Consider the following 12,500-nt stretch of genomic DNA (forward strand, 5'->3'; position numbering starts at 1 on the left):
GTGGACAGCCATACCTCTGAATTATGGCAGCAAATTCTATCGATTATTCAAACTAAACTAAGCAAACCGAGCTTTGATACATGGTTTAAAGCGACGAAGGCAATCTCATTCAGTTCGCAGGCCATGATCATCTCGGCGCCTACAACCTTTGCTGTAGAATGGCTGGAAAGTCGTTATACCAAGCTGGTAGGAGCTACAGTTTATGAGGTTACAGGACAACAGGTAGACGTCAAATTTGTCATTGAGGAGAACAAGCCTGCAGAGCCCGTAATCCAACAGGCCGCACCTTCGCCGGCTGTGTCGCGTGAAGAAGCGCAGACTCATCTGCTCAATCCGAAATATACGTTTGACACATTCGTAATCGGTTCCGGCAACCGTTTTGCGCATGCAGCCTCACTGGCTGTGGCCGAAGCGCCTGCCAAAGCCTACAATCCCCTGTTCCTATATGGCGGTGTAGGACTCGGAAAGACCCACTTAATGCATGCCATCGGGCACTATGTGCTGGAGCATAACCCCAACAATAAGGTTATTTACATCTCATCCGAGAAATTCACGAATGAATTCATCAACTCCATCCGTGATAACCGCGGTGAAAGCTTCCGCAACAAATACCGTAATGTTGATATTCTGCTGATTGATGACATTCAATTCCTTGCCGGCAAAGAATCAACGCAGGAGGAATTTTTCCATACGTTTAATGCCCTGCACGAAGAACGCAAGCAGATTATCATCTCCAGTGACCGTCCGCCGAAGGAAATTCCGACCCTGGAAGAACGGCTGCGCTCCCGGTTTGAATGGGGACTGATTACAGATATTCAGCCGCCGGATCTGGAGACACGGATCGCTATCCTGCGCAAAAAGGCCAAGGCGGAGAACCTTGACATCCCCAATGAGGCTATGATGTATATCGCCAACCAGATTGATACGAATATCCGCGAGCTGGAAGGCGCGCTGATCCGGGTCGTTGCCTATTCGTCCTTGACCAACCAGGATGTAACAACTCATCTGGCAGCTGAAGCACTGAAGGATATTATCCCGTCCAGCCGGCCGAAGATGATTACCATCGGAGATATTCAGCAAAAGGTCGGGGAATACTACAATTTGCGCATGGAAGATTTTAAAGCGCGCAAACGCACCAAAGCTGTCGCTTTTCCGCGGCAAATCGCGATGTATCTGTCCCGCGAGCTGACGGACTATTCGCTGCCCAAGATCGGGGAAGCCTTCGGAGGGCGCGACCATACAACCGTTATCCATGCTCATGAGAAGATTACGCAGTCATTAAAGGTCGATCAGGAGTTGTACAAAGTGGTAAATAATCTAGCAGAGAAAATTAAAAATCCTTCCTAAGAGGAACTAAGAGCCTATACACAATCTATACACATGTGGGTAGGCTTAATTTTATGCTGTTTTGGAGACTTATCCACATAAACGGAGCCCCTACTACTAATACTATTAAAGATCTATAATAATTAATCTTCTAAGAGCAGGTTTTAAAGCAGATTTACGAAGCACCAATTCCCAATTTTCCAGCTAGGAGTGAAATCATGAAAATAAGCATTCTCAAAAATGAGCTCAACGAATCCATCGGGCATGTATCCAAGGCTATCTCCAGCAGAACCACCATTCCGATTCTCACCGGTATTAAATTTGAGGTTAGCCATCAGGGCGTTACACTGACTGCAAGCGATACGGATATTTCAATTCAATCCTTTATTCCGGCTGAAAACGACAGCCATACCATCGTTAAAGTCGAGCAGCCGGGCAGCGTAGTGCTTCCAGCAAAGTTTTTTGTCGAAATTATCAAAAAGCTGCCATCTAAGGAAATTCACATGGAAGTGAAGGAAGGGTTCCAGACCTTTATCTCCTCCGGTTCCACCGAAATTCAGATCGTTGGTCTTGATCCGGAAGAATTCCCGGTTCTGCCTAGCATCGAGGAGAACGAAACCATCTCCCTGCCCGGTGATCTGCTCAAGAACATGATCAAGCAGACCGCTTTTTCCATCTCCACTCAGGAAACAACACCGATTCTTACCGGTATCCTATGGAATCTGGCCGATAATGAATTTAAATTTACAGCAACCGACCGCCACCGGCTGGCGACAAGAGCCGCACATCTGGAAGGCACTGAAAGTGTCCAGTTCTCCAATGTGGTCATTGCCGGTAAAACGCTGAACGAGCTGAGTAAAATCATTCCAGACCAGAATATGCTGGTTGATATTGTCGTAGCCGACAACCAGGTGTTGTTCAAAATTGATAAAGTGCTGTTCTATTCGCGCATCCTGGACGGCATTTATCCGGATACTTCTAGAATTATTCCGACAACCTACAAAACAGAACTGACTTTGGACACAAAAAAATTAAGCGAATCGATTGACCGTGCTTATTTGCTGTCCCGTGAGGAAAAAACAAACATTGTGCGCATGCAGACGCTGGAGAACGGTGACGTCGAAATTTCCTCCAGCTCCTCAGAGCTCGGTAAAGTCCGGGAAGAGCTGGAAGTGATTGATTTTAAAGGTGAGCCGCTGAAGATCTCCTTTAACTCAAAATATATGCTGGATGTGCTGAAGGTTGTCGAAAGCGAGCAGCTGGTCATTGCTTTTACAGGGATGATGAGCCCGATTATTCTCCGTCCGCTTGACGAAAGCCGCAGCCTGTATGTTATCCTGCCTTACCGCACAACTAACTAAAACTGCTGTTCACGTGCCTGTGGATAAGTAGTGGAAAGGATAAAAAACATGAAAAAAATACTTATCCACAGTGGATATATTAAGCTCGACCAATTTTTGAAGCTCTCTGATTGTGTATCCACAGGGGGGATGGCCAAAGCTCTGCTGCAGGAGGGCCATGTGCTTGTTAACGGTGAAGTGGAAGAACGGCGTGGAAGAAAGCTGTATCCTGGTGATAGAATAGAGGTTCAGGACAACGGCGTTTTCGAGGTTGAAGGCGGCGGAATACAAGAGTAGTACTTCGGGGAGGCCTAAGCTTCGTGTTCGTTAAAAATATCGGTCTGCAGCATTATCGCAACTATGAGCTGCTGCGTCTGGAAAGCCTGGGCGATGTCAATCTGATTCTCGGCCGGAATGCCCAGGGCAAAACAAACCTCATGGAAGCTCTGTTTGTACTGGCAATGACCAAAAGCCACCGCACCTCCAAGGACAAGGAATTGATCTCGTTCGATGCTCCGGCAGGGTCCGCACAGATTGTCGCTGAGGTTGAGCGCAAATACGGGGATCTCAAGCTGGAGCTGACCTTGTCTGCGGGAGGCAAGAAGGCTAAAATAAATGGGCTGGAACAGCGCCGGTTAAGTGAATTTGTCGGCTCACTGAACGTAGTCATGTTTGCTCCGGAGGATCTGGAGATTGTTAAAGGTACGCCGGGTATACGCCGCCGTTTTCTCGACATGGAGATCGGCCAGGTGCAGCCCAGCTACCTTTTTCACTTACAGCAGTATCAGAAAGTGCTGCTCCAGCGGGGTAACCTGCTGAAACAGCTATGGGGTAAAGAGGCTGCCGCTAAGGACCTGCTCGAAATATGGGATGCCCAACTTGTTGAGCATGGTGTTAAAATCGTCAAAAAAAGGAAACAATTCATAAAGAAGCTGCAGATATGGGCAGAAAGCATTCACAAGGGTATTACGAACGGCGGAGAAGAGCTCAAACTCCAGTATGTTCCCTCCTTTGGCGAGCGCGAAGAGGAAGATGAAGCTGTCTTATTGGACAAATTTATGTTAAAGTTATCACAAACGAGAGAACAGGAAATTAGGCGCGGCATGACGCTGACGGGTCCCCATAGGGATGACCTGTCCTTTTTTATCAACGGAAGAGAAGCTCAGGTCTACGGCTCCCAGGGACAGCAGCGTACGGCAGCTTTATCGCTCAAGCTGGCGGAAATTGAACTGATCCATGAGGAGATCGGAGAGTATCCTGTGCTGCTTCTTGATGATGTTTTGTCCGAACTTGATCCCTATCGTCAGACCCAGCTTATAGAAACCTTCCAGAGCAAGGTGCAGACCTTCATCACTGCGACGGGTGTGGAGACTCTGAATACGGATAAGCTGAAAGGCGCAAGCCTGTACCATGTTCATGATGGAAAAGTGGAGAATTAAAGAGCGGAGGCAGAGCATGTATATACATTTGGGCGGGGAGAAGGTCATAAGATCTTCAGAGCTGATAGCTATATTTGATATATCGATCGAGAAGTCCTCTAAGGTTTCGAAACAGTTCATCCTTCATTCCAGCCAGGACAAGAAACTGGAACGGATCGGTGAAGAGGAAGCGAAATCTATCGTCGTCACTAAAAATACGGTATACTACTCCCCTATATCCTCCTCCACTCTCAAAAAAAGAGCCAAAATCTTGTTTGAAATATAAATCGTTGAGGTTTCAAGAGATAATCTGAAAGAAGTAGGTGAAGGCATGTCAATGAATCAACCGACATATGATGAGAGCCAGATTCAGGTGCTTGAAGGGCTGGAAGCCGTTCGGAAGCGTCCGGGCATGTATATCGGCTCTACCAGCGCCAAAGGTCTGCATCATTTGGTCTGGGAGGTTGTCGATAATAGTATCGATGAGGCGCTGGCAGGTTTTTGCGACCGGATTCAAGTGATTATTCATGAAGATAACAGTATTACGGTTATTGACAACGGGCGTGGTATTCCAGTCGGCGAGAACGTGAAGCTGAAGAAATCCACCCTTGAGGTTGTTATGACTGTCCTGCACGCAGGCGGTAAGTTCGGCGGCGGCGGATACAAGGTTTCCGGCGGTCTGCACGGTGTAGGGATTTCAGTAGTGAACGCATTGTCTGAAAAGGTAATTGTAAATGTTAAGCGCGACGGCCATGTCTATCAGCAGGAATACAGACGGGGTGCTCCGCAATATGATATCAAGATTATCGGCGATTCCGATGAGACTGGCACAACAACAACGTTTCTTCCCGATCCGGAGATCTTTACGGAAACGACTGTTTTTGAATATACAACGCTGCTTACCCGCATCCGGGAGCTGGCTTTCCTGAACAAGGGAATTGAGCTTTCACTGCTTGATGAGCGGACCGGAACATCGAACACATTCAGATATGACGGCGGTATTGTCGAGTATGTGAAGTATCTGAACGAGAAAAAAGAAGCGCTGCACGAGGAGCCGATCTACGTGGAAGGCTCACGGGATATGATTGCTGTTGAAGTGGCGTTGCAGTATAACGATTCATATACAGAGAACATCTACTCTTTTGCCAATAACATCAATACGCATGAAGGCGGAACGCATGAATCGGGCTTCAAGAGTGCGCTGACCCGGATTATTAATGACTATGCCCGCAAGACCGGCGTAATCAAGGACAGCAGTAACAACCTTACCGGAGATGACGTGCGTGAGGGCTTGACGGCAATTATTTCTGTCAAAATCCCTGAGCCGCAGTTTGAAGGCCAGACGAAGACCAAGCTGGGCAACAGTGAAGTCCGCGGCATAGTGGAGTCGCTGTTCGGCGAGAAGCTGCAGGAGTTCCTGGAAGAGAACCCGGCGGTTTCCCGGCGCGTGCTGGAGAAGTCGCTGCAGGCTTCCCGTGCCCGTGAAGCAGCCCGCAAAGCGCGTGAGCTGACACGCCGTAAGAGCGCGCTTGAAGTCAGCGCCCTTCCGGGTAAACTGGCTGACTGCTCGTCCAAGGATGCTTCGATCAGTGAGCTGTATATCGTCGAAGGCGACTCTGCCGGCGGGTCCGCCAAGCAGGGACGTGACCGTCATTTTCAGGCGATTCTGCCGCTGCGCGGGAAGATCCTGAACGTGGAGAAGGCACGTCTGGACCGTATTTTGTCGAATGGAGAAATACGATCGATTATTACCGCACTGGGCACCGGAATCAGCGATGACTTTGACCTGTCCAAGGCGCGCTACCACAAAATCGTCATCATGACCGATGCCGATGTCGACGGAGCCCATATCCGTACCCTGCTGCTGACCTTCTTCTACCGGTATATGCGGAAGATTATTGAGGCGGGCTTTATCTATATTGCCCAGCCGCCGCTCTTCAAGATTGAGCGCAATAAGGTAATCCGCTATGCACAGTCCGAAAAGGAACGTGATGAGATCATTGCCGGCTTCGGCGAGAATGTAAAAGTCAACGTTCAGCGTTACAAAGGACTTGGAGAGATGAATGCTTCACAGCTATGGGATACTACAATGGATCCTGAGAGCCGTACGATGCTTCAGGTTACCATTGAGGATGCAATACTGGCTGACGGGATCTTCGATACGCTTATGGGCGATAACGTAGAGCCGCGCCGTGAATTCATCCAGGAGCATGCACAGTCTGTACGCAACCTTGACGTATAATATGACCGGTATATAACAAGAACCTCCGGCTTCTATTCGGAATTGAATAGAAGGCTGGGGGTTCTTTTATATTCTACAGCTATTACGGTGTTATTATGGCCTGGCAACCAGCTTTTTACGGGCACGACCTGTGGGCAGTGGTTTCTTCAGGCGTCCATAAGCGATGGCATAACGGCGGATTTTGCGGTAAATCGATTTGTCGGGAAAGGTTTTGAATACCATAATGGCAGGCAGGGTATTGACCTCAAGCAGCCAAAGATCGTGATGCTGGTCAAGTGCGACATCAAGCCCGATTTCCTTGAGCCCCGGATAGGCTGTTTCGAGCTGTACTCCGATCCTAACACCCAGTGACTTCAGCTGCTGAATCATACCGGCCATCTCGCTCTGGCTCATCTGCTCTTTAAATAGGACCTCGACAGAAAGGATACTGCCGCCATTATGATAGTTGGTAACTACCTTCTGCGGAGCGGCTACTCTTCCGAGCATACCGGTAGTTTCCCATCCGCCTGAGGGAGTCTTTTGCGTAAGTACACGCAGATCAAACGGCCGCTCATGATGCTTGAGCAGGTCGATACCCTGCTGAACCAGATAAGGGCGCCCCTTCAGCTTGGGGAGAATAGCAGCATGGAGTTCGGCAGCTGAGTTATACACTTCGGCCTCTTTTACATAGCGCAGAACATACATGGTTTGCTCCTGCGTTACAGGCTCATCATTTTTACCCTCAAAATCCCCGTCCCTTGGCTGTCCGCCAGGACTCAAATGTACAATACGCCGCTCTGCCCGCATAACCCCTATGCCGTAGGTACCCCGGTCAGGCTTAATATATACCGTGCCATAGACATCAAGCAGCTCAGTCAAATGGTCCAGACTATATTTTCGCGTTTCCGGAATAAAGATCGCCAGCTGGCGGTTTTGCAGGATGACTTTGGTTTTAGCCCATTTGCTGGACACGCGTTGAATCCTCATTATTTTCCTCCCAGCCTATTTCTTAATTGCAGACTGCGCTCTTAATTGTCAGGACAAGTTAACTAAATAATGTTATAATATTAGGATATGGGGCTATACCTGTACTGCTCTAAAAAGGGCCATAAACCCGTTCCACTTGTCTGTATAGTCTATGTACTGGAGGCAATGGCGGAAAGGGCATTTACCCCAGCCGTTGCTAAAAGAAATGAATATTAGCAGATATAACGCTACCCTGTTTAATTGTGCTGCTTTTGTGAAAGTAATATAATTAAGGGTAGCGGTTTTTAACTGAAGGAGGTCCAGCAACTCATGGCTGAACAAAATAACCCGCAAATCAAAGACCGGGACATTGGCGAGGAAATGCGCGAATCCTTTATGGATTATGCGATGAGCATTATCGTCAGCCGGGCTTTGCCGGATGTGCGGGACGGACTCAAGCCTGTTCACCGGCGCATTCTGTTTGCGATGTCAGAACTCGGAATGTCCCCGGATAAACCTCATAAGAAGTCAGCGAGAATCGTCGGCGAGGTTATCGGTAAGTATCACCCCCATGGTGACTCTGCCGTATATGAGACTATGGTACGTATGGCTCAGGATTTCTCAATGCGTTATATGCTCGTGGACGGCCACGGAAACTTCGGATCGGTCGATGGTGACATGGCTGCGGCAATGCGTTATACAGAAGCACGTCTATCCAAAATTGCTGGTGAAATGCTCCGTGATCTCAACAAGGAGACAGTTGACTTCGCGCCTAACTATGACGGTGAAGAGCATGAGCCTGTCGTGCTGCCTGCACGTTATCCGAACCTGCTTGTTAACGGGGTATCAGGGATCGCGGTAGGGATGGCCACCAATATTCCTCCGCATAATCTGGGTGAGGTCATTGATGGTGTACAGGCCATGATCAAGAATCCGGATATTACACCAATGGAGCTTATGGAATATATTCAAGGCCCGGATTTCCCGACGGCCGGATACATTTTGGGCCGTGAAGGCATCCGTCAGGCTTACCGCACCGGCCGCGGCTCTGTAACCATGCGTGCCAAGGCAACAATTGAAGAGAACAACGGCAAAGCCCGGATTATCGTGCATGAGCTGCCTTACCAGGTCAACAAAGCAAGACTGGTAGAGAAGATTGCCGAGCTCGTCCGCGAAAAGCGGATTGAAGGGATTACCGATCTGCGTGACGAGTCAGACCGTAACGGTATGCGCGTTGTCATCGAGATGCGGCGTGATGTGAATCCTAGCGTTGTACTGAACAACCTGTACAAGCACACAGCTATGCAATCCACATTCGGTATCAATATGCTGGCGATTGTAGGCAATGAGCCGAAGATCCTTAATCTTCGTGATGTGCTGTATCATTATCTGCAGCATCAGATCGAAGTCATCCGCCGCCGGACCATCTTTGATCTGAAAAAAGCGGAAGCACGGGCACATATCCTGGAAGGCCTGCGTATAGCGCTCGATAATCTGGATCGGATCATTACTCTGATCAGAGGCTCGCGCACAACCGATATCGCCCGCGAAGGTTTGATGGAAACATTCAAGCTCAGCGTTGAGCAGGCACAGGCTATCCTCGATATGCGGATGCAGCGCCTGACCGGTCTGGAACGGGAGAAGATCGAGAACGAATATAATGAGCTGCTGGCCAAAATTGCCGAGTACAAGGAAATCCTGGCTAACGAGCATCTTGTCCTGGAGATTATCGGCAACGAGCTGCAGGAAATCCGTGATAAGTACTCTGATGAGCGGCGGACCGAAATTACAGTGGGAGAAGAAAGCATCCTTGATGAGGATCTGATCCCGCGTGAAGAGGTTGTTATTACGATTACACACACCGGCTACATCAAACGTCTGCCGGTCAGCACGTACCGCAGCCAGAAGCGGGGCGGACGCGGCGTAATCGGGATGGATACAAAGGACGCGGATTTTGTAGAGCACCTCTTTGTGAGTAACTCCCACAATTATCTGTTGTTCTTTACCGATAAGGGTAAGGTATACCGGATTAAGGCCTATGAAATCCCAGAGCTTGGACGCACAGCGCGGGGAACACCGATTATCAACCTGATTCAGATTGAGCAGGGTGAGAAGATCAGTGCTGTAATCCAGGTGGAAGAGACAGACAGTGATAAGTATCTGTTCTTCGCCACCCGCGAAGGTATTGTGAAGAAGACCCCGCTTGAGGATTACAACAATATCCGCAAAGGCGGTCTCATCGCAATTAACCTGCGTGAGGAGGATTCCCTGATTGAAGTGAAGCTGACTGACGGTCAGCAGAACCTGATTATCGGTACAGCACGCGGGATGTCCATTACCTTCTCGGAGAATGATGTCCGTTCAATGGGACGTAGTGCAACAGGCGTTAAGGGAATTACCCTTGATGATGATGACCATGTCATTGGTATGGACTGCGTAGATAAGGATCTTGAAGTACTGATCGTAACAACCAAAGGCTACGGCAAACGGACGCCTGCCGGTGATTACCGTTCCCAGACTCGTGGCGGTAAGGGGATTAAGACAATTAACCTCACCGACAAAAACGGCCCGGTAGTTGGTCTGAAGGTTGTTAAGAACGATGAGGACCTGATGATCATTACGACAAGTGGAACACTGATCCGCACCAGCATGGATGGAATCTCGACTATGGGCCGTTATGCTCAAGGCGTTAAGCTGATTAACATCCGTGAGGATGATGCTGTAGCTACGCTGTGCAGAGCGGATAAAGAAGAAGACGAGCTGCCTGATCATGAGGACGGCGAGGATGGACAAGACACACTGACAGTGGATACAGAGGCAGTGAATGATTCGGAGCCTTTGGCGGATGCTGAGGGTGAAGAGGATAGTCTCGAATAGCAAGCAATGACGGAGCACGGGTATTCTGATCTCAGAAACCCGTGTTTTTTTAATTTATTTGTGGAATTGCTGCGCCATATCTAGTCGCTTCTAAAGATCCATAATATAATTAGAGGATTAAGCGATGGGCAGTTTTACAGAAACAGAGGGGCTGAGTGAATGCCAAGTATATCTGTGGCAGAAGTAAAACCGGGTTCAAAGATTATAAAAGATGTCACTACCCCTTTGGGTGGACTGTTGTTCTCTAAAGGTAAGGTAGTACTCCCGCGGGATATCGAGATTCTGCAGGCATTTTTGGTGCAGTCTGTAGAAATTGAAGGTGTACAGAACGATAATAAAGCCCCTGAGCAAGCTAAAACAGCAGCAAAAAACACATCGGTCAAAGCAGGTGCTACTATTGATGAATCCCTGCTTGCCAAGAGCAATTCAACACTGCATGATGAATATGAAAAAATGCTGGTCCTGGTTAAACAGATTTACCGCTCTGTCGCTGCTGCCCCCCTGCCGATCCTGGAGATCCGCAGTCAACTGGAGGCGCTAATTAATGAACTCAAGGACTATCATGTTTTAAAATTTTCTCCCCGGGTTGTCCATGACGAGGAATATAATTATCATAACGCTGTGCTTTCGGCTCTAACCTCATATAAGATTGCCCAATGGTGCGGCTATCCGCAAAAGGATTGGATGCAGGCTGCCTTTGCCGGTCTGCTGCATGATATCGGGAATGCCAAGGTCGATGTTTCATTACTGCAGAAGCCGACCCCGTTGACCGGAGCTGAGTTAGAGGAAGTGCGCAGACATACAACTTATGGTTACCAGCTGCTGCGCAATGTTACGGCTATTAACGAGGGTGTCAGACTTGCCGCACTCCAGCATCATGAAAAAATAGACGGATCAGGCTATCCGCTGCGTCTCGAAGGCTCTCAGATTCACTTCTATGCCAAAATTGTAGCGGTAGCCGATATCTTTCACGCAATGACTCTGAAGAAGGCATATAGAAAGGCCCAGTCGCCTTATCTGGTTCTTGAGCAGATACTGGCGGAGAGCTTCGGGAAGCTGGATCCGGTTATTGTTCAGACTTTTATTCAGAAAACGACAGATCTTTATAATGGAACCAGAATTAAGCTGAGTGACGGCCGCCATGGGGAGATCATCTTCACAGACCGCAGCAATCCTACACGTCCAATGGTGCAAGTGGAGGGCCGGATTGTAAATCTGATGTTGGAACGGGAACTGCACATTAAAGAGATCATTGCTTAATGCTGTGCTTTAACTAACTCTTCAATAGAGCTGTCTTATCTCAGAAGCCTTGTATAGAGGGTGAGGGATAGGTACAGCCTTTGTTTTAATTGTTTTAAAATAATGCTTGCATTAAATCTATATACATGATATATTCTATTTCTGGCCAAGAAATGCTGAAAAGCATCGACGCCAAGCTCGAAAAAAGAAATTAAAAAAGAGCTTGCATCGAACGACTGGTTGTGATATAGTATAAGAGTTGCTGACGACGAGAACATGGAAGTCAACGACGAGCTTGATCTTTGAAAACTGAACAACGAGTGAGTATCGGAAATCACTTCGGTGAGATCCAAAGTAGAGAATGTAAATTCTCGTCAGATGTTTCAAAAATGAGCAATCGCTCTTTCTAAATACCAATTTGGAGAGTTTGATCCTGGCTCAGGACGAACGCTGGCGGCGTGCCTAATACATGCAAGTCGAGCGGAGCTTATCCTTCGGGGTAAGCTTAGCGGCGGACGGGTGAGTAACACGTAGGCAACCTGCCCCTTAGTCTGGGATAACTACCGGAAACGGTAGCTAATACCGGATAATTTCTCTTTTCGCATGAGGAGAGAATGAAAGGCGGAGCAATCTGCTGGTAAGGGATGGGCCTGCGGCGCATTAGCTAGTTGGTGGGGTAACGGCTCACCAAGGCGACGATGCGTAGCCGACCTGAGAGGGTGAACGGCCACACTGGGACTGAGACACGGCCCAGACTCCTACGGGAGGCAGCAGTAGGGAATCTTCCGCAATGGGCGAAAGCCTGACGGAGCAACGCCGCGTGAGTGATGAAGGTTTTCGGATCGTAAAGCTCTGTTGCCAGGGAAGAACGTCCGGTAGAGTAACTGCTACCGGAGTGACGGTACCTGAGAAGAAAGCCCCGGCTAACTACGTGCCAGCAGCCGCGGTAATACGTAGGGGGCAAGCGTTGTCCGGAATTATTGGGCGTAAAGCGCGCGCAGGCGGCTATTTAAGTCTGGTGTTTAAACCTTGGGCTCAACCTGAGGTCGCACTGGAAACTGGGTGGCTTGAGTACAGAAGAGGAAAGTGGAATTCCACGTGTAGCGGTGAAAT

At 48.7% G+C, this 12,500-nt stretch carries 9 protein-coding genes and 1 rRNA gene (1 of these 10 running past the window's edge); 9 read left to right on the forward strand and 1 reads right to left on the reverse strand.

Annotation, left to right across the window (positions count from 1 at the left end):
- The 6 genes from dnaA (at nucleotide 1) to gyrB (ending at nucleotide 6,326) form a co-directional block, all read left to right on the forward strand.
- Nucleotides 1-1,347 (forward strand): chromosomal replication initiator protein DnaA, encoded by a 1,347-nt coding sequence (gene dnaA, locus NST84_RS00005; RefSeq protein ID WP_342563678.1) that lies wholly within the window; start codon nucleotides 1-3, stop codon nucleotides 1,345-1,347.
- A 197-nt stretch (nucleotides 1,348-1,544) separates the two neighbouring features.
- Nucleotides 1,545-2,687: a DNA polymerase III subunit beta gene (gene dnaN, locus NST84_RS00010; protein WP_342563679.1), complete on the forward strand. Its 1,143-nt coding sequence runs from the start codon at nucleotides 1,545-1,547 to the stop codon at nucleotides 2,685-2,687.
- 48 nt (nucleotides 2,688-2,735) lie between these two features.
- On the forward strand, nucleotides 2,736-2,963 hold the full coding sequence (gene yaaA, locus NST84_RS00015) for a S4 domain-containing protein YaaA (protein ID WP_039868807.1): 228 nt from the start codon (nucleotides 2,736-2,738) through the stop codon (nucleotides 2,961-2,963).
- Between the two features lie 23 nt (nucleotides 2,964-2,986).
- Entirely contained in the window at nucleotides 2,987-4,105 is a 1,119-nt protein-coding gene (recF, locus tag NST84_RS00020; protein WP_342563680.1) for a DNA replication/repair protein RecF, read from the forward strand.
- Between the two features lie 16 nt (nucleotides 4,106-4,121).
- The gene (locus tag NST84_RS00025; protein ID WP_342563681.1) at nucleotides 4,122-4,370 is read left to right on the forward strand and encodes an extracellular matrix/biofilm biosynthesis regulator RemA family protein; all 249 of its coding nucleotides are present in this window, start codon (nucleotides 4,122-4,124) and stop codon (nucleotides 4,368-4,370) included.
- Nucleotides 4,371-4,415: 45 nt separating this feature from the next.
- Nucleotides 4,416-6,326, forward strand: a complete 1,911-nt coding sequence (gyrB, locus tag NST84_RS00030) for a DNA topoisomerase (ATP-hydrolyzing) subunit B (RefSeq protein WP_342563682.1) — start codon at nucleotides 4,416-4,418, stop codon at nucleotides 6,324-6,326.
- 93 nt (nucleotides 6,327-6,419) lie between these two features.
- Here the strand turns inward: gyrB and NST84_RS00035 are convergent, their stop codons facing one another.
- Nucleotides 6,420-7,292, reverse strand: a complete 873-nt coding sequence (locus tag NST84_RS00035) for a YheC/YheD family protein (RefSeq protein ID WP_342563683.1) — start codon at nucleotides 7,290-7,292, stop codon at nucleotides 6,420-6,422.
- 309 nt (nucleotides 7,293-7,601) lie between these two features.
- On the opposite strand from NST84_RS00035, the gene gyrA reads away from it, so the two are divergent.
- From gyrA to NST84_RS00050, 3 genes are all read left to right on the forward strand, one after another.
- Nucleotides 7,602-10,148 (forward strand): DNA gyrase subunit A, encoded by a 2,547-nt coding sequence (gene gyrA / locus NST84_RS00040; RefSeq protein WP_342563684.1) that lies wholly within the window; start codon nucleotides 7,602-7,604, stop codon nucleotides 10,146-10,148.
- 159 nt (nucleotides 10,149-10,307) lie between these two features.
- Nucleotides 10,308-11,408, forward strand: a complete 1,101-nt coding sequence (locus NST84_RS00045) for an HD-GYP domain-containing protein (protein WP_342563685.1) — start codon at nucleotides 10,308-10,310, stop codon at nucleotides 11,406-11,408.
- Between the two features lie 394 nt (nucleotides 11,409-11,802).
- Nucleotides 11,803-12,500: ribosomal RNA gene (locus NST84_RS00050) — 16S ribosomal RNA — on the forward strand (it continues 850 nt past the right edge of the window).

It is taken from the genome of Paenibacillus sp. FSL R7-0345, from assembly GCF_038595055.1.
Classification (GTDB): domain Bacteria; phylum Bacillota; class Bacilli; order Paenibacillales; family Paenibacillaceae; genus Paenibacillus_AQ.

Bases quoted from the DNA above. Each gene is read 5' to 3' on its own strand.
- yaaA (WP_039868807.1), top strand. From the start codon at position 2,736: ATGAAAAAAATACTTATCCACAGTGGATATATTAAGCTCGACCAATTT.
- NST84_RS00035 (WP_342563683.1), bottom strand. From the start codon at position 7,292: ATGAGGATTCAACGCGTGTCCAGCAAATGGGCTAAAACCAAAGTCATC.
- gyrB (WP_342563682.1), top strand. From the start codon at position 4,416: ATGTCAATGAATCAACCGACATATGATGAGAGCCAGATTCAGGTGCTT.
- NST84_RS00025 (WP_342563681.1), top strand. From the start codon at position 4,122: ATGTATATACATTTGGGCGGGGAGAAGGTCATAAGATCTTCAGAGCTG.
- NST84_RS00045 (WP_342563685.1), top strand. From the start codon at position 10,308: ATGCCAAGTATATCTGTGGCAGAAGTAAAACCGGGTTCAAAGATTATA.
- dnaN (WP_342563679.1), top strand. From the start codon at position 1,545: ATGAAAATAAGCATTCTCAAAAATGAGCTCAACGAATCCATCGGGCAT.
- gyrA (WP_342563684.1), top strand. From the start codon at position 7,602: ATGGCTGAACAAAATAACCCGCAAATCAAAGACCGGGACATTGGCGAG.